The sequence below is a fragment of the Sporolactobacillus spathodeae genome (assembly GCF_016908935.1).
In the GTDB taxonomy this organism is placed as follows: domain Bacteria; phylum Bacillota; class Bacilli; order Bacillales; family Sporolactobacillaceae; genus Sporolactobacillus; species Sporolactobacillus spathodeae.
This window is the reverse complement of record NZ_JAFBEV010000001.1, coordinates 99,166-122,893: the sequence shown is the minus strand read 5'-3', so window position 1 is coordinate 122,893 and position 23,728 is coordinate 99,166. Positions and strand designations below refer to the sequence as shown.

Sequence of the window (23,728 nt, the reverse complement as noted above, 5' to 3'; positions counted from 1 at the left end):
GCGTTTACATTAAGCGCATATTTATCGTAACACGCTCTAGTAACGGTCGACAATCAGTAGCCCGATGTTACCGTTAACATTTTTTTGTTAAAATTTGCTATTATTTTTTGCTATGGGTTCACTTGCCGCAGGCGCACCGCGAGCGGCCAACAGCTAGAATATACGGGATCTCGCTGGCACGCGCATGGACAGAGCCAGTGCAATTTTCGCGGAATGGCGATGTTAAATTGATTGACGCTTTAGGATAATCGATACTTCTTCACCACAATACATGTACGACTACGCTTCAGCAAAAATTCTGAACTGTTGGCAAGGAACGAAGAGATTTGTACCGTCGACTCTGTAATCGTTCCAAAGATCAAAAAGCAATACATTGCTTTCATCTAGCGATAATGTCTGATCATTGTTCCCATGGTTAAAAAAGAAGTATAGTGTTCGATCTTGGTACACTCTGCGAAAACAAAGCAAATCCTTAGCATTGTCGACAATCAACCAGTCCAATCTGCCATAAGTCAAAACGGGCTGATTATCCTTTCGCAATCGAATTATTTTTTTTACAAAAGCCATCATTTCTAAATCTTGTTTCTCTTTATCCCAAATCATACATTTTCGGCAGAGCGGATCATTGGCTCCATCCATACCCACTTCTGTTCCATAATAAATACAGGGGGAACCCGTCTGCGAAAAGAGAAAGGCTAAAGCCAGTCGGACTTTTTGCTTGTCCCCTCGCGCTTTTGTCAGAATCCGAGCGGTGTCATGGCTGTCCAGCAAGTTGAATGCAACTTCGCTCACCTGCGCCTGATAGTTCATATAATGGGCGTTTATCGCGCTAACCGCCTGAGTTGCCTTAAGTTTATTCTCAATGAAATAATCAATAATTGTTTGCGAGAGCGGATAATTCATTACACTGTGAAACATATCGCCTTGAAGCCAATTCCAAGCATTATGCCAGATCTCGCCAACGATATAGCAGTCGCTTTTCTCACCTATCACTGCCTGATGAAAGGCGCGCCAGAATTGCCCATCGACTTCATTTGCCACATCAAGCCGCCAACCGTCAATGTCAAATTCTTTGATCCAATAAAGAGCAATCCTAAGTAGATAGTCGCGCACTTCCTGGTTCTCCGTATTCAATTTCGGCATTTTTGGTGTAAAAGCAAACGTATCGTAGGACAATGTCGTTTGCCCCTCAATATTTCCGTTTTCGCCTTCTTGCACTGGGAAAGAGCGTATATAAAACCAATCCTTATATCGCGAGTTTTCTCCATGACGAATAACATCCTGCCACTGCATCGAGGTACTGCCGATATGATTAAAAACAGCATCTAACATGACACGAATGCTTCTTTTGTGTGCTTGCTTTATCAATGTACGTAAGACTTCTTTATCGCCAAAATGGGGATCAACTGAAAAATAATCCAATGTATCATATTTATGATTAGTAGGGGCTGTAAAAATAGGGGTTAGATAAATACCGTTGATTCCCAGATTTTGTAGATAATCCAGATGATCAATAATCCCCTGGAGGTCACCGCCGAAAAAATCGTCACGTCCCGGGTCTTTGCTTCCCCAAGGGAGTGTCTGGACGGGTGAGATTGCGGGGTTGCCATTGGCAAAACGTTCAGGAAAGATCTGGTACCAAACTGTTTTCTTGACCCAATCCGGTGCTTTGAAACAATCATTCTCGTGTATATATGGATACTTAAAAAAGTTTTCTGAGAAGCTAAAAGATAATGCACTATCTTGCATCATGCCACGATCACCATAAAAAATCGTTTCATCTTGAACCGAAGTCAGCACAAAGGCATAGTGGAGCCGGTAAAATGGCAATGCAACTTCGGTAAACCAGTAATCATGCAGCTCAGTTTGCGCAGTAAGGCGCATGTCTTTTTGGTTCAAAGCAGGTACGATACGTCCATTTTCATTTTTGTGATTTTCATAGGGATCACCAAAAAAACAGACGACAGAGCGAATATCCCCTTTTTTTGTCCGAATCCGCAAATGGAATGTTTTCCGGTCATAGGGATAAGCAAACATGCTGCATGGCTGATGATAAATGGCTGCTTCTTCCATTTCCACATTTTCCTCCCGCACATTTGTGATCGCTTGTTTCTCTCGTTATTATCGTAACAAAAATACGGAGATAAACAGTAGCATGTCGAAAAACAGTACGTTACTCACGCGCGTTCCTTGAACATTATGACGCGGCCTTGTATTACGCGGTTGGTGAAATAACTAGCATTGTCGAACCGTCGACTGACGAATAATCAATTTTGGCTGGAAAATACGGCCAACTTGTTTATCACTTTTGTTATTATTTATTTTTTTCAATAACATTCGAGCAAGTTCCTGACCCATTTCAATGACCGGTTGTCGCACCGTGGTCAGTTTCGGATCAGCAATCTGATCAAGAAAGACACCATCAAAACCAGTCACTGCGACATCGTTTGGAATCGAATAGCCAAATTCCTGCACCGCTCGAACTACGCCGAGACCAATACGGTCGGAAGCACAAACAAAAGCGGAACCCGGACGAAAATTATGCAGGAGGTGCATGGCCTTTGACTGGGCAGCGTGTGAACTATTTTTCATAAAATAAGTGGTCTTTGTCAATCCAAATTCGCTCATCTTTTTCTCATAGCCCCTTTTCCGCGCTTGCATGAAGGGTTCATTGAGATCTATACCAAAAAAGATTATATTTTCAAAACCAATATCAATCAAATGCTGTGTTGCCATCATCATTCCTTGTTCATTATCCACATCAACAAAATCATAGCCTCGTTCATTCTGTCCGAAAAGAACAACAGGTTGCTCAAGCGGAGCAATAATCTCATCGTAATCTTTGGTACGCATCCCTGTCACAATTAAACCATCACATGATCCGATTTGACGCGAATGTCGTGAAACGAGCTGCAACGCATAATAGTGTTTATCTAATTCTTTGGCGATTCCTGATAGAAGATTCATATAATAAGGCTCAGTGGTGTCCATTTCTTCCAGAATCAAAACTTTAACAATTTGCGTTCGATTCTGAACCAACGCTCGTGCCGCAAAGTTAGGAATATAATTCAAATCTTTCATCGCCTGATAAACAAGACGACGCAATTCAAGCGACACTTTATCTGGATGGTTAATGACGCGAGACACCGTCATTTTTGATACAACAGCCAGCCTTGCAACATCCTTAATCGTTGCCATATGGTTGCCTCCGATCCACTGAGGTCGTATCTATGTCTCATTATAACATGGCCGCTTGCTCCACCCTTGTTTAGAGATTCAAAAAATGAAAACGTGTTCAATTATACACTCGTAAAAAAGTAAAAGTATGACGTGAGACGGTATCGAGCACCAATACTATTGCTTGAATGACTAAAACATTCGGCAACTACATTTCTCGATAATCAGAAAAGGACTTGGCATAGCCAAGTCCTTTTCAACAATTGCGCTTCGGTTGCTCGCTGCATTTTGTGCAAAAATCTTTATACTTTCTTATTTCTAAATAAACCGGCCTCCTTCCGAATGACTCGGTGGAAACCGGCTTACGATTTGTCATCATTTTACGATCACCGATCAACAATATCGACGTGATACGTTTCCAGCCATTCGTTGATCATTGCGAGATGGGCGATCAGCTGCGGACCGGTCATTAACTGACCGAACCATGGAACTTTAAATGAGGCACCGCCAGTGTCAACGATCGATTGTATTTTTTGTTTATCCATTATTTCAAGCAGTGGCGCGTTCGGTTTATCCAATACCTGTTGCAGCCAAGATGAAACGCCTTTTGTATAGTCCGGATGGTAGGTTTTTGGATACGGGCTTTTCTTCCGGTATAGCACATCGTCCGGAAGATAGCCTTTAAGCGCTTTGCGTAAAATTCCTTTCTCGCGGCCGTCAAGCATCTTCATCGCCCACGGCACATTCCATAGATACTGCACAATCCGGTGATCGGCAAAAGGCACGCGCACTTCGAGGCTGGCACCCATACTCATCCGGTCCTTGCGATCAAGCAGTGCGGTCATGAACCAGTTGAGATTCAGGTAGAATAGCTCGCGCCGCTTGGCATCGACACCGGTTTCACCATCAAGTCTCGGTGTCTCAGCAACCGTTTCGTTAAAGCGCATTAAGGAATAATCTTTCAAATGCAGGCGACTGCCCCATTTGTCATTGAGCAATTCCTGGCGTGCATCCGTCGAGCGCATCCATGGGAAACCCTCTTTTGCCGATGTTTCTGGACTGTGAAACCACGGATAACCACCAAAAATTTCATCGGCGCATTCACCCGATAACGCAACGGTGAACTCCTTTTTAATTCCTTCGCAGAACCAGAGAAGTGAGGAATCGACATCGGCGTAACCCGGCATATCACGGACATGAATCGCTTTCTTCAAGTATTGAACGAGCTGCTCATTGTTAATGACCAGATTATGATGCTCCGTACCAAGGTAGTCAGCGACTTCCTGAATAAATGGTGCATCGCTGTTCGGCTGAAATTTACTTGTATGGAAATATTGATCATTATTAATATAATCGATTGAATAGGTGTGCAGCGGTCCCCGCCCTTTTTCTTTAAAATATTCCGCTGCGAGCGCTGAAATGCCGCTTGAATCAAGCCCTCCAGAGAGAAAAGTCGTGACAGGTACATCAGCAAAGAGCTGCCTTTCAACGGCGTCCTTCAATAAAAAGCGGATCTGTTCCGCCGTCTCCTCCACGTTGTCGGTGTGTTCCGCACTCTTCACATTCCAGTAACGCCAGATTTTCAGGCCGTTTGCTGTAAATGTCATCGCGTGTGCCGGACGCAGTTCATCGATGCCCTGATAGATGCCATGCCCCGGCGTTCGCGATGGTCCAAGACCAAAGACTTCCGATAAACCTTCGCGATCAATCGATGGCTTGATAGTCGGATGTGCCAAAATCGCTTTGATCTCCGAACCAAAAAGCAATCGATTGCCTTCATGGCTATAAAACAATGGTTTGACGCCCATTCGATCGCGGGCGGCAAACATTAGTCGACGCTTTGCATCCCAAATAACAAAAGCAAATATCCCGTTAAAATGCGCCAAACAATTTTCGCGCCATTCGATATAGGCAGTCAGCAAAACTTCAGTATCCGAATGTCCTTTAAATCGATAGCCTGCGCGCAGCAAATCCTCTCTGATTTCTTCCGTATTATAAAGTTCTCCGTTATACACAAGAACATAATCGTTGCCTTCTGCCGTCTTCTTCATCGGCTGGCGGCCGTTTTCCGGATCAACAACGACTAGCCGGGCATGCCCAAACGCCGCTTGCTCCGACAGCCAAACAGCCAAATCATCTGGACCGCGTTTGGTCAGTGTCTGCGACATACCCAACAACGTTTTTTCTTCACCGCGCAGATCGTTCTGCCAGTCAATCCAGCCTGTAATCCCGCACATTAAGGTCATCCTTTCCTGATCATCCAGACCAATTTAGTTACTCCACCATCTTATGCAAAAAATCTGGGCATGTGAGAAATGGACTGAGGTACCTGACAAACGACAGACAATATTTGACCATTTACGGACGGAAAAAAGAAGATTATTATGAAAAATATATACACTAGATCTCATACAACACAGAGGAATGTTTGCGTGAAAAAATTATTAGTCTGGATTGTCTCAATGCTGACACTGATCGGTTTCTCCTATCTCCTTCTTTTTATCATATCCAGCAAATTCAGTCCTGCAGCCGATCATGTTCCCTTTTTGAATGATGATCGCGTGATCAGCCAGAAAATAGAAGCCTATCGACCTGTTTTCAAAAAATATGCGCGCGTTTACGGGCTCGAAAACAAAACTGATTTATTGATGGCAATGGCGATGCAGGAGTCTAAAGGAAATTCGGTGGATGTGATGCAGGCTTCAGAAAGTCAAGGACTGCCAAGGGACTCGATAAAAGATCCGACCGAATCCATTGCAGCTGGTACAAAATACTTTAGAAAATCGCTTGACCAGTCAAACGGAGATGTTCGTTTGGCACTACAAAGCTACAATTTTGGTATTGGCTTCACTGACTACGTACGGGCACATGGTGGTCAGTACTCACAAGCACTCGCCGATCAATTTGCGAAGAAAAAAGCAGCCGAATTCGGTTGGCGTTCCTATGGTGATCCGCATTATGTCAGCCATGTTCTGCGCTACTATTATAATGAGAAGGAAAAGCAAGCAATCGCCAAGAAAAGTGATTCATAAAAAAGCCCGCTGAAGTGCATCGCTTCAACGGGCTTTTTACAAGAGTAATTAATGTAGTTGATTTTACGTGAAAAATGCGATATCCCCGACTGACGCGCACAAGCGTGATTGTGCTAAGCATGCGCTGAATCGACGTATTTGCAGAATAGATACTTTAGCCGAAAAAGCGGTCCTCTTTTTGAATTGCGGCACTTATAAGCAGAACAATTGCCGTGGTTAAATGCATAATCATCCCAACAAAAGGAATCCAAGCAATTAAACTGGTCACGATTCCAAGGATGCTGCCTGCATAGGTTGCCCTCTCCTGCGCGCAAAAAATCAACGTCACAATGTGGAGGATCAATGCCGCGCCAAGTGGTGACCATCCGAGACTGATCACGAGCAAGCCGCCAAAAAAAGGAATACCAAGCAATGCCTCAAACCCAGCCGAAACCCATTTAAGAATTCGTGATGCCTTCATCAAGTCACTCCTTCAATCAAAGATCAGAAAAACTTGGCATAGCCAAGTCCTTTTTTAACCATTGCGCTTCGGCTGCTCGCTTGCCGCGGGCGCCGCGCGTCTCCTCAGACAAGCGAGAATCTGCGGGGTCTCACTTGGCTCGCTTTTCCCGCATGGCGCCAGCGCCTCGCTGCATTTTTGTGCGAAAAGCTTTATACTTTCTCACTAAAAAAAGGCTTAATATTGCGCTACATATCAAATGATTACTTTAGCTTTCTTTCTTTGCGAAAAAGACCAAACACAGCGATCGTTTCGACGATATTTGTGAACGCGAATGGATCAATTGACTGAATAATTCTTCTTAATTCATAGAGCTCGTACCTTGTAATGACAATCATCAATGTGTCGCGATCACGGCCAGTAAAACCGCCTTTTGAAGGAATTCGTGTTATACCGCGTTCAAGATGGGCATAGATAGCTTTTTGCAATTCCTCCGCTTTATCCGTAACCACCCATGCAGTCAATTTAACATAACTGGTATGAATTGCATCGACGATTCGCGTAGCAACATATAACTCGAGCAATGTATACAATGCACGACGCCATCCAAAAAGAAAACCAGCGGAAAGAATAATCACGGCATTTAATGCAAACATATAAAAACCGAACGGCCGATCCTTCACGCGCGAGAGAATCATCGCAATGATATCCATGCCCCCGGTGGATGCGCCGAATTTCAATGTAATACCAACACCAACAGATTGCACAACGCCTCCAAAAACCGCGTTTAATAAAATATCCTCGGTTAATGGATGCACAGGAATGAATTCCATAAATAAAGTTGTGAGCAAAACACTAATTGCACTGTAGAACGTGAATCGATGGCCAACTTTTATCCAACCGACATATGCAACAGGAATATTAAAGAGAAGCAGCAAGATACCTGTGCCTACATGCATCGGCGTTTGCTCCAATAATGTTGAAAGCAGCTGAGCAATACCGGTGACGCCACCTGAAAGAACTTTTGCTGGTATCAAAAAAATATTCAGCGCTGCGGCATTCAGCAAGGCCCCAAGGGTGACAATTGTCAGCACTTTAGAATCCTGATAAAACGAGTTCCATTTTATTTTCAAAATTTTATTGCTCCTATCGATAACTTTACGTATAAATTACCATATTTAAACGGAAGGCTTCAACTCTATAGAAGAATTCTTTAACTTATTTGTTTGATAAGATGAACTTGGCGTAACAAAGTCCTTCTTAAACAATTGCGCTTCGGCTGCTCATTTGCCGCGGGTGCGGTGTATCTCCTTAGACGGTTGGATGGTTGGATCTACGGGACCCATCTGGCACGCTATTCTCGCAACGTGTCAGAACAATTGTGCTATGTTTTTCAGGAATAGCATTTTCTTTATAGCTGAAATAAAAACCCTGAAGCGGCATTTTCACCGCATTCAGGGTTTTTGTTAAGCTTATTCATTATTTTTCAAGAGATTAAGCTTCGATCTTTTTTCTTCTGAACTTTGATCGAATTTTCATTAATGTCTCATAAACAATTGGAACAATAAACAAAGTGAGTATTGTCGAGCTCGTAATGCCACCAATAACTGTAACGGCCAACCCTTTGGAGATCAAACCACCACTTCCTTCCATGCCACTCGCGAGTGGCATTAATGCACAGATAGTGGCAATTGCCGTCATCAGGATTGGACGGATACGCGTTCCAGCTGCCTCGAGTAATGCTTCACGTGTCCCATGCCCGGCTTTTTCACGGTGAATCACGCGATCGATCAGCACGACCGCATTGGTGATGACAATGCCGATTAGCATCAGAGCACCGATCATCGATGAAACACTGATTGTTTCACCGCTGATCAGAAGTGCGATAAGGCTGCCAATAATCGCGAACGGGAGCGAAAAGAGAATCGCAAACGGCGCGAGACCGCCACCGAATGTCACAACAAGTACGAAATAAACGATCAAAATAGCAGCCAACATCGCCATACCTAATTGGCTGAACGAGTCATTCATCTGCTCAGTGACGCCTGAGAAAGAAACGCTGGCACCATCCGGTTTAGCCACACGGTCAATTTTTTTCTGTAATGTCTGAGTCACAGCGGAAACATTCTTCGCCGTCACTTTTGCGGTCACTTCCGCGTACAATTTTCCATCGCGTTTGGTTATCGACTGCGGCGACTGTCCTTTTTCAACAACGGCAATATCGCTAATTTTCACTTGTTTGCCCATCGGCGATTGAATCGTCTGTTTCGTCAGATCCTTAATACGCTTCAAATTATTGTCTGATACCTTGACGAAGACATCTAAATCTTGACCATTACGTTTAATGGTTGTCAGCGCATCATTATTTGCGGTACTGCTTGAGGTCATTAATTGCTGAGCAATCTGTCCAGCAGTTATACCGCTTTCGCCGAGCTTTTTCTGATCGGCCGTAATCGTATATTGAACATAACCTTTTGAGATGCTTGAGGATACCTGTGCCAGACCAGATTCCCTCTTAGTCAGCGCAAGTACTTTATTCGTCAATGTTTTCAATTGACTTTGCGTATTGCTATAGACATATAAAGTCAGCTGATTGCTTGAGCTACCCGATCCGAAATTCTGAATCGCCCATTTACCTTTATATCCCTGTTTATTCAGCTTATCCAACGTTTTATTCTGTAAATCTGTAAAGTTCGGTGTACTGTCTTTATAAGAAACAAAGAACATCGCTTGATTATCCGCAGATTGGAACATTGCCGATGTACTCGATCCACCAATAGAGTATTGAATTTTATTCAAATCCTTATTGGCTTCAAGCAGATGTTCCGCACGTGCTGCTGTTTTTTTCGTGTCATTAACCGTCTGTCCCGGATTCGGATTATAGGTGAAAATCACTTCTTTTTGCTGATCATCCGGTAGGAAGCTGGCACCAATATGCGGCACGAGGAAAAGACTTGCGACAAATATCAGAACTGCCAGTCCGAATGAAATCAGTTTGTGATTAAGGACACCATTCAGGGCGCGCCGATAAACCGCTGCAAGTTTTCCTGCCTGTTCCTCAGCATGCTTTCTTTTCAAACCATTCGGAAAGAGACTGTTTGCCATCATCGGTACAATTGTAATGGCTACAAGAAGCGAAGCCAGCAGTGAAAAGACAATTGTCATGGCAAAAGGCAGGAAAATCTGGCCAACGACACCCGTTACAAGCGCCATTGGCAGAAAAACAGCGATTGTGACAATCGTCGATGACATTATTGGAAGAAACATTTCGTGTGTTGCTTCGCGGATCAATTCTCGCCCGGACAGCTTTTCATCAGAAAGTGACATACGTCGATATATGTTTTCAATAACAACGATTGAGTCGTCAACCACACGTCCAATTGCAATCGTCATTGCCCCGAGCGTCATTATATTCAGCGTGACGTTCATTTGCTTCAGAACAATAAGTGCGATAAGCAGCGATAAAGGAATTGATAGAACGGAAATTAACGTCGTCCGTATATTTCTCAAGAAAAGCAGGATAATCAACATGGCAAAAAGAGCGCCTAAGATCGCTTTTTCAAACATTGCCGAGACAGATTGCTGAATCGGCTTGCCTTGATCATACATCGAGACAGCATGGATGCCGGTATGCGATTTTTCAAAGCTTTTTATTACGCTTTTTGCACGATTTACTACATCAACCGTGTTCGCATCCTGACCTTTGACAACGGAAAGACCGATGGATAATTTGCCATTTGTACGTGAAATGGATTCTGCCTTTTTCTGAATCGTGACATTCGCTACATCTGATAGCTGAACAACCGTCATCCGAGATGGAATAAGCTGCGCACTTGACTGACTGGAAGACGCAGTCTGGCTCGTGGATGAAGCAGACGAAATCGAGCTACTCGCTGAGGCAGATGGCATCGTCTTTAGTTTGGCAGCAGACGCGGATGAAGCAGTCCCGGCTTGAGACAAACCTTTTTGTGACGTTGCGGCTGTCTCAACAGGAATCCGCATGCTCTTCAAGTGATTGATTGAATCGATATGACCGCTAACAACGACCGAACGCTGATTCTTGCCAATGGTGTAGAGTCCAAGTGGCGTCGACACATTATTCGCCTTGATCAAAGCGACGACTGTATCTTGGGTCAATCCATATTTTTTAAGTTTGTTTGCTTTAAAAGCGATCTGAACATTTTCTTTCTGCTGCCCTGCAAGCGTGACAGAAGAAACACCGTCTATCTGTTCTGCTTTAGGAAGCAAATCATCTTTAACAGCTTGGCTCAATTTGTCCAGATTCATTTGTTTCGATCCTGTGATGCTGACACTGTATACTGGCATCGCATCCAGGCTGATCCGCATGACGGATGGCTTTTGTGCATTATCCGGAAGAGTTACTTGGTCAAGCGCTTGTTTGATATCATTGACTGCTTTGTCCATATCCTGGCTATAGTCGTATTCAACAACTACCGAGGATATTCCGGAAGCGGATGTCGAGCTGACATCTTTGACACCGGCAAGGGATTGAAGCTTCTGTTCGATCGGTTGCGTTACCTGATCATCTATCGCAGATGGCGTGCCGCCTGGATAAACAGTCGTTACACTAACAACCGGAATCGTGAAGTCCGGCATCGTTTCCATCTTCATATGCGTACCAGCATAAAGACCGCCGACGACAACAAGCAACGTCAACAGCCAAACCGCCAGCTTATTATGCATTGAGAAGGAAATAATTTTTCTCATTCTTTCAACTCCTTTTCATCGATAAAAATGATGATCTAATAATACATCTTCACAATCCTAAATAAAATCTGACAACTGTCATTTTAAATGGCTAATATGTACAACGTGTGAACGCATTTTGTAGCAATAAAAAATTTTTCATTTTCACCTACTTGTATCGACCATTTTCCGAAGAGATGTACCCAATCGATGAATGGAAGCTTAAATCGATCATTGCATTAAAGCATTTCAAGATGCAAATGGCTTCCCGTTCCCGAGGGTTCTGCTGGCTCGACAATTAATTGACGCGGCAGGCGTTCCCTCATTTCAGGAACATGACTGATCACGCCGATCGCCAAGCGGCGCATATGCAGTTTCTCAAGAGCGGTTAAAACGGTATCCAGAAGTCCCGGATCGAGCGTTCCAAACCCTTCATCGAGAAAAAAGAACTGCAGCGGCACATTGCCGTTTAGTTGAATTTGTTCGGAAAGTGAGAGGGCCAACGCCAACGAAGTCAAAAAAGTTTCGCCACCTGAAAGCGAGGATACCGGTCGACGCACACCGCCATTGCCATTGTCGCAAATAAAAAAATTTCCATAAGTATCGGATTCCAGAGCGTAACGACCGTGTGTCAGATCGCCAAGCCGATCTGAGGCGGCGATACAGACTTGCTGCAATTGTTCGCCAGCGACATAGGCGACAAAAGCATTACCACGAAAAACACGCTGTAATTTTTCAAACTGATCCGCCGCCTTTTCTGACTCGCGGCGCTCGGTTTGCAGCGTTTGATAAATCTTATGGCGTTGCCGCAAGTCAGTCAACTGATTCGCCAGAGCACCTGATTCCTCAGTCAATGTCTGAACGCTTTTTTTCAATGCTTCAACTTTATCTCTGCTATATCCAACAGCTTCTTTGTCTACGTGTTGCCCCGCAAGCTTTTCCTCAAGAGTCCTGATCTCGGTGATCAGAGCTGCCTCCCTTTCTTCGAATCTAGCAACGTCTGATTTGAAGTTTTCACGTAATGCAGGTTCCATCACTGCATCTTTTACCGCGCCCGAGCTCACAAAATTTGAAGCCCTCAACTTTTCTGTCCACTGGTTGGAAAGCTGACTTAACGTCCCCTTTGCACGTTGAAGCCGTTGTTTGGCGCTTTCCAAAGCCTTTTCTAATTGAACAAGGATGCGCCAAGCACCGCGCCACTCGCTTTCCGAGTTATCCTTTTTTTCACGAAGCTGGCGAAGATGCGTCTCTGTCTGTTTTAAAATTTCATCGAGGTTGTCCGCAACAGAAAAACCTGATAAAGTCCATTCGTCGACTCGGCGATTGTACTGCTCCTCATCAGTTTCGTTTTGTCCTTGCAAACGATTCAATTCTAAAGCCATTGCATTGTTCTTATTGTGGCAGGCGCTCCGCTTTTCATCTAAATCGCTGCAAACCTTACGTAAATCTTGAATCGCTTTCTCGAGTTTTTCCCGTTGCCTATCTTTTTGCTGTATCGTTTGAAAAGCGGATTCGGCCTTTTCAATCGGCGGATACGCTTCCGGCCAAGCGTTTCGCAGCGCATCGTACGTCGTCTTTAACTTCATTGCTTGGCGCTCAATTTCCTCTTTTTGTTCTTGATAGAATGATAGACGTGCTTCCTGATTCGATTGTGACAATTTCAGCTGCTGCACGCGTTCATGGTAGAGCTCGATGACGCGACAGGATTCGATTATATCTTGTCTGAGCGCTTTGGCATTGGCGTTCAACTGATGCGCCCTACGAGACAAGGCGCCTTCTTGCTGTATGGCATTGAAGTTTTCTGACGGGTCATACTGTTCAATCGCATCGGAAGTCGGCTCGGAAACGATGAGATCTGCAAAGTTACGGGCAAGTTGCTCCATTTTAGATAAATCAACGCGGCATTCCTGTTCTGCTTTGCTCATCGCTTGTTCGGCATCCTGATAAATAGATAGTAGGAGGTTCCAGTCGTCTTCGTCCAAATCCGTCTCATGCGACAGATCCGGATGATGCAAAGAACCGCAGACGGGACAAGGATCACCGTCTTTTAAATTCATCGCCAAGGTATATGCGAGCGACTGAATCGCCTGCTGCTCATGTGATTTGCGATCCCGTTCCTTCTGTAAGGCTAATTCTCGCAAGGAGCGGCTTAGCTCATCGAGAAGTGCAGACACGCGGAAATAGTCGCGTTCGAATCGAGAAAAAACTTTTTTCGTCTCATCACCATTTGGATTCAAACTAATTTTCAGCTGTTCGATCGATTGCTTGCTTCTCAGCCATTCTTTATGACTCGCGCTCCACTCGCCTCGTTTTGTCTTGATCTGCTCCTCGAGATTTTCAAGCTCTTTTTTACAGTCGCGGGCCTTTTGAAGCCTGTGCCGCTCTTCCGAAGAAAGGAAGAGGGACTCCCTCTGTTTTTCAGCAGTTTTCAGATCCGCGCCATTTTCTTCTATCTGCTGGGTGATTTGTTGCTCAATCTCTTTGCCTTCTTCGATCTGCCGGGTAAGAAGCTCTGTACGCTGGTGCCGCTCATGAATTGAAGTCTCCAAGTCACGTATCTGTTGCTGCAAACTTAAGCTGTTTTGAATTTTTTTTACAGATTCATTAATTAATGGTTCCTGTTCATCAAACTTCTGAACATTTGCGTCAAAAATATGCTTTTTGGCTTGTTCATCCTCTTTCGCTTTACGGTAGCGTTCACTCAAATTCTCCGCTTCTGATGCGGCATCACTCTGTTCTGTCTCGGCGCGATTCAATGCATCGAGATAAGGCATAAGCTGTTCAGCGGCCTGATCCAGAAGCAACTGTTGCTTCTTCTGCTGAATCGAACCACGCCTTGTCTCAAGCAATTTTCGATCATCTTGTTTCTCATCCCGTTCCTGCTCCATCTCCGATATTCTGAGCATTGTGTTATAAACCTGCTGCTCTTTTTCCATCGCCACACGTTGTGTCATGAGTGTTGCCTTTGTCTGCTGCGTCTGTTTGCTCAATGCGTCAAGCGCTTCCCTCGATGCATCGCCAAGAAGCGTTTGTCTTTCAAGAATCGATTCAAGCTTCTGTTTTGTTTCTTCGGCGTGCGCTTTCAACCGTGCATTCAGCGCATCTCCGTACTTCTCTAAGTGAAACAAACGCTGAAGCATCTTGCGGCGCTCATTCCCCTTCAATGATAAAAATTCAGCAAATTTGCCTTGTGGAAGGACAACCGCACGTGTAAAATCGTCATGCGTCAATCCGAGAATTTCCTGAACTTTTTGCGTCACGTCACGTTCTTTATCGGCAAGCACTCTTGTTTCTGTATCAAGCCGCAGAAGCCGGCAGGAAGCAAGACGTAGGCCATTATTTTTCACCCGCTTGTAATTGCGAGCCACTTGGTAACGCCTCGTACCAGCACCGTTTAATTCAAATGTAAAACTTACAGATAATTGATCTTCCAATTGATTGAGAATGCCTTGTGTATTATTAGCCGCTCTTTCGACTGTGCCGTATAGTGCGAGTGTAATCGCATCAAGAATCGTTGATTTTCCGCTGCCGGTCGGTCCAAAAATACCAAAAATGCCATCAGCGCACAGTGTTTCAAAATCAATATGTTGCTCTTCACGAAAACTGTTCAAGCCTCGCAGTGTCAGTTCAATCGGTTTCATACGGAATACCTCCTGCCGCAGCTTCCGACATTGCATGTTCTTCCTCGATCATCTGTAAAAACAAATGAATTAAATCAGCGCCAGGCTCCGCCCCCTGAGTCTGTTCTTTATAGAAGCGGATAAACAACTGATCGATCGGAAGACGACTGGCAGGTGTTTCTTCTACGGATGAATCTTTTGCGAAGATCGGTCGAATCGTCACGAAATGATCATTACGTCTGCGCAGTTCCTGAATGTCATGCATCGATAAGGCTTCATCAAGTGTCAGCTCAAGATCAATCCAAGCATCTGCATCACGTCCCTCATCGAGCCAACGTTGTACCTGTTCCACACCTTGATCTGCTTGCCAACGGACGAGCCGACGTCCTGCCGATAGTGGCAGTTCTTCAAGAAGCGGTCTTTCCCCTGGTGAAACATCGATCACAGTAACAGACTTGGCTTGTCCCGCCTCGGAAAAGCTGTAAGCAAGCGGTGATCCAGCATAGCGTGCTGGAGAAGGCGCATGACCAATCGTCTGCGGTCGGTGCAGATGTCCCATGGCAATGTATTGTGCTGTTTTCGGGAAAGATGAAGGAAATACCGTGTAGGCACCACCAACTTGAATCGGCCGTTCTGAAGCAGACTCTTGCCCCCCTGCGACAAATAGGTGCGTCATCAATAAATTGACTGTGTCACTTCGAAAAAATTGTGCATGTTGCTTAAAAAGAACGGCGACTCGCGCATTATACGCACTTTGAATCGCTTCTTCCTCGTTCATCTCGCTCAACACTTCATTAAGCCGTGATTCGGATGGATAAGGGATACAGCCAATGACAAGTTTCTCGTCAGTCCTTGGTACAGGCAAGACCAAAGGTTGCGGAACAGGTCGTCCAATAATATCAATCCCTTGTCTGCCCGCGAGCGGTTTTGATGCTTCGAGTCGATCAGGACTATCATGATTACCGGCAATAACAAGTAGCGGTCTCTTTCCTCCTAAAGACAAACGTTGGGCAGTTTCATAAAAAAGGGCTTCAGAACTTGCCGGCGGATTGACTGTATCAAAAACGTCACCGGCCATCAGAACCGCATCGACCTTTTGATCCTCAGCAATGCAGCAAATTTCATCCATAACAGCGATCTGCTCGTCTTCTCTTTTCCGCCCTTCAAGAGTCCGGCCCAGATGCCAGTCGGCTGTGTGCAGGAGTCTCATTTCAGAATCCCTCTCTCTCCGCTAAAATCCACATATAAGTCGCAGTCAAACGCATAAAGTCCTACTTTATCGACCTTCTGCTTCCAAATACGCTCGATTGCTGTTCGATACAGCGACAATTGAACTTGGTATTTTTGCTTCAGCTCTCGAGCCGCTTCGCGTGGCTCGGGATAGAGATGGCGCAAATGGTCGGTTTTATAATCGATCAGTATCAATCCCGAATGCGTTTCTATGATACAGTCAATAACTCCCTGAATCAGCACCTTGTCTTTTTCACAATTTTTCATGTGATCCCCAGAAGGATAAACGGATGCGGCATCTACAGACAAACTAAATGGACATTCGCGAATAACTTTATCGGCGCGCAGCATTTCTTGACCAATCGCCGATTGAAAAAAGCGAGTAATCGCTAGATAAGGGAGCTCCTCTTCCTGCTGCGCGGTCAAAATCTCCTTATGAACGAGCAGCTGTCCTTGCTGCCGAATGGACGCCTCGGACAACACCGCCTTTAAATCCAAATGCTGCATCAGCAGATGAACCGCTGTTCCGCGCTCAGCCGCTGTCAGTCCATTCTGTTGAAGAAAACGTGGACGTTCACCGCCAATCATGGAAGTATCTGCGTGAAGCAGACGATTATCCTGCCCTTCGCTGAAATAATCCTGTTGTACTTTGATTTCTGTGACCGTTTGCTTCGCCATCGAATAGGCAGCTGACTCAAACGGATAAGACCAATTAAGACGCCGGACCACCTCGTCTTGATAGCCTGAGAAGGAAACGACCGTTTTCCACTGTTTGATCCGGTCGATCCTTCCCGCATCCCGCTCCGCTTGAACCGCTTCAGCCGGTTGAATGGATTCAGCGGACACACAACTGATCAACCATGCGGACGGATCACGCGTGATCGCCGTCTTTTCAGGCGCATCAGCGCGCGCCTCATGCAGCGACCCTGCCGATGCATGACGGATCACTGCCGGGCCAAGCCAATCGATAAAGGCAGAAGTTGATCGACGCATAGCATCAGGCAGTAGCCATTCCGAACGACTCAGCACACGCTGCCATTTAGAAGCAGACTTTTCTAGGTCGCGAACGGTTCCGATCAGGATAAGTTTTTCTCGGGCTCGTGTGAGCGCGACGTAAAGAACGCGCATTTCTTCTGCAAGCGCATCGGCGCGAATCCTTTCCTTGATTGCTAAGTACAACAAAGTTGGTACGCTGATCCGCTGCTTCGGATCGATCCACCGTGTACCAAAACCCATGGATTTATGCAATAGCGCAGGTGCTACTGTGTCCCTCATGTTGAAATGCTTCCCAAGTCCGGCGACAAAGACGACCGGAAATTCAAGTCCCTTACTTTTATGGATCGTCATGATTCGAACGACGTCCGCCTGTTCGCTTAGCGCGCGCGCTTCACCCATATCGCCGCCTGTTTCTCTCATTCGGTTGATGAAGCGAAGGAAGCGGAATAGTCCCCGGAAAGAAGTCTGCTCATATTGTCTCGCGCGATCATACAGCGCACCAAGGTTGGCTTGTCGCTGCGTGCCGCCTGAAAGACCGCCAACATAATCAAAATAGCCTGTGTCTCGGTAAATCTGCCAGATTAATTGAGAGACGGATTGTTTCTTAGATAAGGCGCGCCAATCGTTTAGTTTTTCCAAAAAATATAAAATGCGTTCAGCTAATGGATCCTTTTTCTCTAGACTATATTTCTTTAACGCTTCGAAATAACCTGAATGTTGATCGGCGATACGAATAGCTGCTAGCTCGTCACCGCTGAGACCGAATAACGGCGAGCGGAGTACAGAAGCCAGCGGAATATCCTGATAAGGATTATCAATAATCTGTAAAAGAGAAAGCATGACGGTGACCTCGATCGTGTCGAAGTAACCACTGGATATTTCTGCGTACGCAGGAATATTTCTGACCTGCAGCGCTTCTTTGACGACTGCCGCCGAACCGCTCGTCGCTCGCATTAGAATAGCAATGTCGCGATACCGTAGCGCGCGCATTTGCCCACTGCTCTTATCGCATACCTGATAGGCACCCGTTTTTCCGTCACCAATCATCGCCGCAATTCGATCGGCGATTGCTGTCGCCTCGATTTCAATACTTTCACGGCTATCATCCGAATCGTCCTCGTTATCAACTGTTTTTTTGTCGATTATCTCCAATTCGACCGGCGATGGATACTCCGGATAAGTTGCACCATATCTCAACTCAGCAGCCGGGTCATAAGCAACACCGCCAACCGATTCATCCATAATCTGCCGGAAAATAAAATTTGTGCCATGGATAATTTCCTGTCTACTTCGAAAATTGCTCGATAAATCAATTTTTTCACCTGACGTGGATGCTTCGGAAAACAGTTTATATTTGTCAAGAAAGAGTCCCGGTTCCGCTAAACGAAAGCCATAAATACTCTGCTTAACGTCACCAACCATAAACCGATTGCCACCGCGCGATGCATCCCTTGAAACAAGCGAGAGGATCGACTCTTGAACCCGATTGGTATCCTGATATTCATCGATGAGAATTTCAGAAAACTTCGTCTGATAATACTGAGCTGCCTCTGAGGGAATTTCACGTCCCGGCACTGAATCAACACTGCGCAGAACCGCCAAACAATTATGTTCCAAGTCGTTAAAATCAAGCAACCCTTTCTTCCGCTTTTCTGCCTGATAAGCCTTGGAAAAATCAGCAATGATTGCACGCATCATCTTGACTGATCCAGCCATATCCGCTAAATCCGCAAGGCTTTCATCTGCAGTACGGCGAAACCAGTCGTTCTGCAAGTCGGCGATTATTGTTTTGACCCGATCTCGCGCTTTTTTGACCTGTTCTTTCAGCACCTCATCAACAGATTTATCGCGGCATATTTTTAATTTGCCAAAGGTAAGCGCTAGGACTGCCGAGCGGATGTCTGACCATTTTGACATGGCGACATCTGGCAAACTACTCAAATTCACCAAATCCGCTTCGATTGTTTCCGCATAGACTGCAGGACCTTGCGGATCATGGCAGAGATTAAGCGCTTCGCGCAGTTCAGAAACGGCTTCTTGCAAATGTATCGCTGCTGATCGTTTTAAATCTTGTGCCCAGCTGAAATCGTCGATTAAGCGTTCTTCATTCTGACGATATGCTGCTGCCATTTGGTCCAGCCAGTTCTCTGGCCATGGATCGCTGCGCGAAAAGTCATAGAGCCTGAAAATCAAGCTACGAAGCGCATCATCGCTCCGATCACCTGAATAACGTTCCACCAACCGGAAAAATTCAGTGTCACCTGTCTGATAGTAATTCTCCAAAGTGGTGTCAAGGACTTCTTCGCGAATTAATGCGGCTTCTACTTCATCAACAAGCCGAAAATTTGGATCGATTTCTCTTTTATAATAAAAACGACGAATCACTGAGCTACAAAATGAATGGAGCGTCATGATTGACGCTTTTCCGAGCAATGCCTGCTGACGGCGCAAATAAAGATCGGCAGGGTTTTCACTCAGTTTCCGATCGATTGCCCGACTAATCCGCTCCCTCATTTCCGCTGCCGCTGCTTTCGTAAACGTTACAACGAGCAAGCTGTCCAAACTTGTCCGCTGCTGCTGATCCATGATTTTACGGATGATTCGTTCCACAAGAACAGCCGTTTTTCCCGATCCGGCAGCTGCGGCAACGAGCAGATCGTGCCCTTCAGCGGTTATCGCCCGCCACTGCGCCTCGGTCCAGTGGCTATTTTCCGGTTTACTTTTCGTCATCTGCTCGTGCCCCCTCTTCTATCTGCCGCATCAGCCATTCATCCGGTTTCTGCTGCAAGTTACGGTAACCACTGCCGTTCTGCGACTGATCAAACTGGCAGACAGCCCGGAACGTACACATCGTACAAGGCACCTGCTGTTTGAGCCGATAAGGCGCAATTGAAATATTTCCTTCAGTTATCTGATTACCCGCTTCTTCGATTTTTTTCTGCGTATAGCGCTGCATCGCCTCGAATTCATCAGACGTGGCGACCGAGGAACTTTTATACAGATCACCGCTCTTTTTAAAGCCAAAGGGGGCAATCATTGATGTCGCCCCGTCAGCAATTTGATCCATCTGAAGCAGGGTCGCGCGGTCGGCAAGAAGCAAGCCTTTCATTTTGAAAGACTTAAATAATTGATCCTCAATTTCGGTCTCACTCATTTTCTCTGTCAGACTAAGGAATGGATTGTGGACATGAAAATAAAGGATACCGGCCGGATTTGCTTTCTTCCCTAGCCATTTCTCGGAATTGGTAACCACAACATCAAGATAGGTAAGCATTTGCAGAGCAAGCCCATAATAAACATCGGTCAGGCTTAAATCTCTTGTGCTTGATTTATAGTCAACAATCCGTAGCATCAGCCGGTCGTCCACTTCAGCCTTATCCACGCGATCAATCCGTCCAACAATTTGCATTGTGCTTCCGTTTCGTAGTTTAAAAACGAGCGGCGGAATCGGTTGACCTGGGCCAAAAGGCATTTCGAGACTGAGCGGCGTAAAGCGACTTGTCTCTGCCTGGCGCTGCATCACGCGAGCAACGCGGGCAATCACTTGCTCCAATTTATATTCAAGATATTGATAGCGGCTCGAGCTGTTTAGAATCTGACGCTGTAGTTGTGGCGCAAGGCGTTGCACCGTGGCTCGTGCCAGCTGATCGCATAATTCAGGCGTTAAATCTGCCCAACCGTTTGCACGCTCCATGACTTTCTCCGTCATTTGCTTGATTGCGAGATGGAACAGTTGACCGATATCTGGAGCAGCGAGCTGATACACTTCCCGCTCGCGAAGCTTCAATCCGTAAGAGGCAAATTGTGAGAATGGACAAGCATTGAATAATTCCAGCCGCGAAACACTGCCTCTAAGTGAGTCACCGTACAATTCCTGCGCGGTCGCTTCGCTTAACTTCTCATCATTTGTCGCAAACAGGCTCGATAAAACCAAGCGGCTGATCGTCGCCCACTCACCGTGCGCGTTCAGCCAATTATAACTGTCCCACCAGATATCCGAAATTGGATAGCCACGCTGCCATTCGCGGATTTGGGCGGCAAGATAACTGAGTGTTTTTCTTGGCTGGTTGATAAACATGATCTGTTCTTTTTCATCAAGCATTCGCGGCTCTGAAAGCGCAACGTTAACTGCCAAATCGGGGAACAACCTTTGGATTCTTCCGATAAGTGGCGAAGGTTTGAGCGACTCACCGTCTTCGGATGCCAACGGATAGGAGAGAAAAAGTGCGGCGGATGGCAAGGTGAATGCACGATATATCCATTCATTTTCCAATGCCATTTGCTCCTCATCACCTTCTGCCACATGCATGCCGCTCGCTTCCAAGAGGTTGCGATCCTCATCGGAAAACAACCCTTGCTGCACCGGTTTCGCAGGTATAATGCCTTCATTAATTCCCAAGACAAAAACCGCCTTCCAGTCGGCGGCTCGTAGACGATCCATCGTGCTGATCTGCACCTGATCGAGTGCCGGGGGGACCTGGGCAAACTGCAACTGATCGAGACCTGTGTCCAAAACGTCGCAAAACCATTGCAGCGGCATCGCTTCTTCGCCTGCGCCTTCGACGCATTGATCAAGAAGATTCATCAATGCGTTCCATGCCTGACGATGCGCTTTTGCGTCTTCTAATCGGTTCTGCGCTTCCGCTTGATGCGCCCAAAGACTCAGCTTTTGCGGAACCGCTAAATCACTCAGAAACTGATAAACTGCGGCGCATTGATCGCTTACTGACGTTGCCTTTCGCAGTGCATCTTCAAAAGCAGCTAGTGGTTTAGCAATAAGGCGTCGCGCGCGATTTAGTTCATTTTGCATCGCCCGTTCTTCTGGCGTTTCCTGACGCTGCTTTTCCTCAAGTCCACGGTACTGCCGGCAATTCCAGGTTTTTGCCCCGTTCCATCTCTTTCTTCCATAGATACCGTAAGCCATCACGTAATTCTCCAGACGATCAAAAGCTTCCCGTTCCTCTTCGTCACTGCTGCCCGCAGGAATAAATAAATCAGTTTTGATACAACGGAATACGGGTTCATACCGCCAGTTCTGTTGAATCACTTCAAGTGCGGAGCGAACGCATTCAATTAAAGGATGATGGTGCATCGGTTTCTTTTGGTCGATAAACAGCGGAATGCGATAATCTGAAAAGACAGTCTCAACCAAGTCACGGTAATCTTGTAGATGGCGGACGACCACGGTCATTTCCTGATAGCGGATAGCTTTATCACGGGCAAGGCGGATGATGGCGCGCGCGGTCTGTTCCACTTCTTCGCGACGGTTGATCGCTTCTGTCAGTGTCAGTCCAACCGTCTGGTAGACTGGTTTTCTGGAAAAATTACCGAATGCTGTGTTCAAATGTTCCAAAGCAGAATCTTTGCCCCGCAAAATCTTAGTTTTCAATCGGATCGGCTCGATGGCTATACCGTCTGATTCGGCTCTTTCTTTTAAACTGAGAAAAAGTTTTGCAGGATGACGGAAAGGGGAAAAGTGATCAGGGGCTCGATCATATATCTGGTCGCAGCCAAGCAGAATCGTGACGCGCGGTGCGGCCGTCATCAGACATTCAACCGCCAATTGTTCTTCGGGCGTCATTGTCTGAAAACCATCGATCCAGATTTCTGCATTTTTCAGAAACGCAGCATCAGGAATCTTCTCACACATCAGTTTTATATAGTCTTCACCATCTACATATTTGCCGAGTAGCGACTGTTCAAATTCCTGATAAATGAGCGACAGATCATAAAGTTTATCCCGCACGTCTTGATTGCCGCTTGGTGCTTCCAACGTTTCAGCGTGTCCATGCACCTGATCCGGTGTTAAGCAATATTGTTTGAATTCGGCTAATGTATCTGCCAGCAGCTTAAAAAAGCCATTTTGTTCAGCCGCATTGCCGAAAAGGCGAAAATCGTTGCCGCGTTTCATTACAATTTTGCGTAGTAGCATAGCAATACCGGCTTCATCCAAATGCAAACGCGTCATACCACCCGCGTGTTGAAGGACGCGTAGCGCGAGACGCGGAAAGCTATAAACATTTAGCCGCGTCATTCCGCCTAAATCCGGCGTCGACGCAAAGCCATATTCTGCAGCAAAGGTCATATGTTCGGGAACAAGATAAATTAGTGGTGAACCCGTTGGACGATCATGCAGCTTTTCGCGAATTTCATTCATGCATTCGCTCGTTTTTCCGGTTCCCGCTCTGCCAAGGATAAAGCGCACCGACATAACTCTCTCCTCCGTTCATTGAAATGATGTATCATTATTATAGCATACAAGAACATTTGTTCGTACAACGGCATTCATTTTTTATTTCCTTGGCTTTGCTAAAATCTGCTGCTGTGTTTAATCGTTTCTTCCCCATGTGTTCGCTTGCCGCAGGCGCAACGCGAACCTCCTCAGACAAGCTAGAATCTGCGGGGCTTCGCTGGCACGCTATTCCCGCAGGTGTTTGGTGCCTTCGCTACAGTTCTTGCGCAAGAGCTTATCCATTATTATCCTTGAACAAAAGCAACGGCTCCCACCAGTTGAGCGTTTTCAACAA

The 23,728-nt window shown here is 45.9% G+C and carries 11 protein-coding genes; 1 reads left to right on the top strand and 10 read right to left on the bottom strand.

Features of this window, described 5'->3' with window-relative positions:
• Positions 1 to 279: 279 nt before the first annotated feature.
• The 3 genes from JOC27_RS00515 to asnB all read right to left on the bottom strand — a co-directional run bounded on the left by JOC27_RS00515 (position 280) and on the right by asnB (position 5,414).
• Positions 280 to 2,073, bottom strand: coding sequence for a glycoside hydrolase family 13 protein (locus tag JOC27_RS00515; protein WP_205005029.1), 1,794 nt, complete (start codon positions 2,071 to 2,073; stop codon positions 280 to 282).
• 162 nt (positions 2,074 to 2,235) lie between these two features.
• Entirely contained in the window at positions 2,236 to 3,198 is a 963-nt protein-coding gene (locus JOC27_RS00510) for a LacI family DNA-binding transcriptional regulator (protein WP_205005028.1), read from the bottom strand.
• Positions 3,199 to 3,563: 365 nt separating this feature from the next.
• Positions 3,564 to 5,414, bottom strand: a complete 1,851-nt coding sequence (asnB, locus tag JOC27_RS00505) for an asparagine synthase (glutamine-hydrolyzing) (protein WP_205005027.1) — start codon at positions 5,412 to 5,414, stop codon at positions 3,564 to 3,566.
• Positions 5,415 to 5,609: 195 nt separating this feature from the next.
• On the opposite strand from asnB, the gene JOC27_RS00500 reads away from it, so the two are divergent.
• Positions 5,610 to 6,209: a lysozyme family protein gene (locus JOC27_RS00500; protein WP_338062746.1), complete on the top strand. Its 600-nt coding sequence runs from the start codon at positions 5,610 to 5,612 to the stop codon at positions 6,207 to 6,209.
• Positions 6,210 to 6,363: 154 nt separating this feature from the next.
• On the opposite strand, the gene JOC27_RS00495 is transcribed toward JOC27_RS00500, so the two are convergent.
• From JOC27_RS00495 to addB, 7 genes are all read right to left on the bottom strand, one after another.
• On the bottom strand, positions 6,364 to 6,669 hold the full coding sequence (locus tag JOC27_RS00495; RefSeq protein WP_205005025.1) for a hypothetical protein: 306 nt from the start codon (positions 6,667 to 6,669) through the stop codon (positions 6,364 to 6,366).
• 242 nt (positions 6,670 to 6,911) lie between these two features.
• Positions 6,912 to 7,775 carry a YitT family protein gene (locus tag JOC27_RS00490; protein ID WP_205005129.1) on the bottom strand — a complete coding sequence of 288 codons (864 nt, stop codon included), beginning with the start codon at positions 7,773 to 7,775 and terminating at the stop codon, positions 6,912 to 6,914.
• Between the two features lie 367 nt (positions 7,776 to 8,142).
• A complete protein-coding gene (locus JOC27_RS00485) occupies positions 8,143 to 11,376 on the bottom strand; it encodes an efflux RND transporter permease subunit (RefSeq protein ID WP_205005024.1) in 3,234 nt (1,077 codons plus the stop codon).
• Positions 11,377 to 11,594: 218 nt separating this feature from the next.
• Positions 11,595 to 14,996 (bottom strand): AAA family ATPase, encoded by a 3,402-nt coding sequence (locus tag JOC27_RS00480; protein ID WP_205005023.1) that lies wholly within the window; start codon positions 14,994 to 14,996, stop codon positions 11,595 to 11,597.
• Positions 14,983 to 16,185 (bottom strand): exonuclease SbcCD subunit D, encoded by a 1,203-nt coding sequence (locus tag JOC27_RS00475; protein WP_205005022.1) that lies wholly within the window; start codon positions 16,183 to 16,185, stop codon positions 14,983 to 14,985. Before JOC27_RS00475 ends, JOC27_RS00480 begins: the two co-directional genes overlap by 14 nt.
• Complete coding sequence (addA, locus tag JOC27_RS00470; RefSeq protein WP_205005021.1) at positions 16,182 to 19,931, bottom strand: helicase-exonuclease AddAB subunit AddA; 3,750 nt, start codon at positions 19,929 to 19,931, stop codon at positions 16,182 to 16,184. Before addA ends, JOC27_RS00475 begins: the two co-directional genes overlap by 4 nt.
• A complete protein-coding gene (gene addB, locus JOC27_RS00465; protein ID WP_205005020.1) occupies positions 19,918 to 23,412 on the bottom strand; it encodes a helicase-exonuclease AddAB subunit AddB in 3,495 nt (1,164 codons plus the stop codon). Before addB ends, addA begins: the two co-directional genes overlap by 14 nt.
• Positions 23,413 to 23,728: the final 316 nt, after the last annotated feature.

What these genes read in the sequence shown, in the direction of transcription:
- JOC27_RS00480 (WP_205005023.1), bottom strand. Translation starts at nt 14,996, where the DNA reads ATGAAACCGATTGAACTGACACTGCGAGGCTTGAACAGTTTTCGTGAA.
- JOC27_RS00475 (WP_205005022.1), bottom strand. Translation starts at nt 16,185, where the DNA reads ATGAGACTCCTGCACACAGCCGACTGGCATCTGGGCCGGACTCTTGAA.
- JOC27_RS00495 (WP_205005025.1), bottom strand. Translation starts at nt 6,669, where the DNA reads ATGAAGGCATCACGAATTCTTAAATGGGTTTCGGCTGGGTTTGAGGCA.
- addA (WP_205005021.1), bottom strand. Translation starts at nt 19,931, where the DNA reads ATGACGAAAAGTAAACCGGAAAATAGCCACTGGACCGAGGCGCAGTGG.
- JOC27_RS00510 (WP_205005028.1), bottom strand. Translation starts at nt 3,198, where the DNA reads ATGGCAACGATTAAGGATGTTGCAAGGCTGGCTGTTGTATCAAAAATG.
- addB (WP_205005020.1), bottom strand. Translation starts at nt 23,412, where the DNA reads ATGTCGGTGCGCTTTATCCTTGGCAGAGCGGGAACCGGAAAAACGAGC.
- JOC27_RS00515 (WP_205005029.1), bottom strand. Translation starts at nt 2,073, where the DNA reads ATGGAAGAAGCAGCCATTTATCATCAGCCATGCAGCATGTTTGCTTAT.
- JOC27_RS00485 (WP_205005024.1), bottom strand. Translation starts at nt 11,376, where the DNA reads ATGAGAAAAATTATTTCCTTCTCAATGCATAATAAGCTGGCGGTTTGG.
- asnB (WP_205005027.1), bottom strand. Translation starts at nt 5,414, where the DNA reads ATGTGCGGGATTACAGGCTGGATTGACTGGCAGAACGATCTGCGCGGT.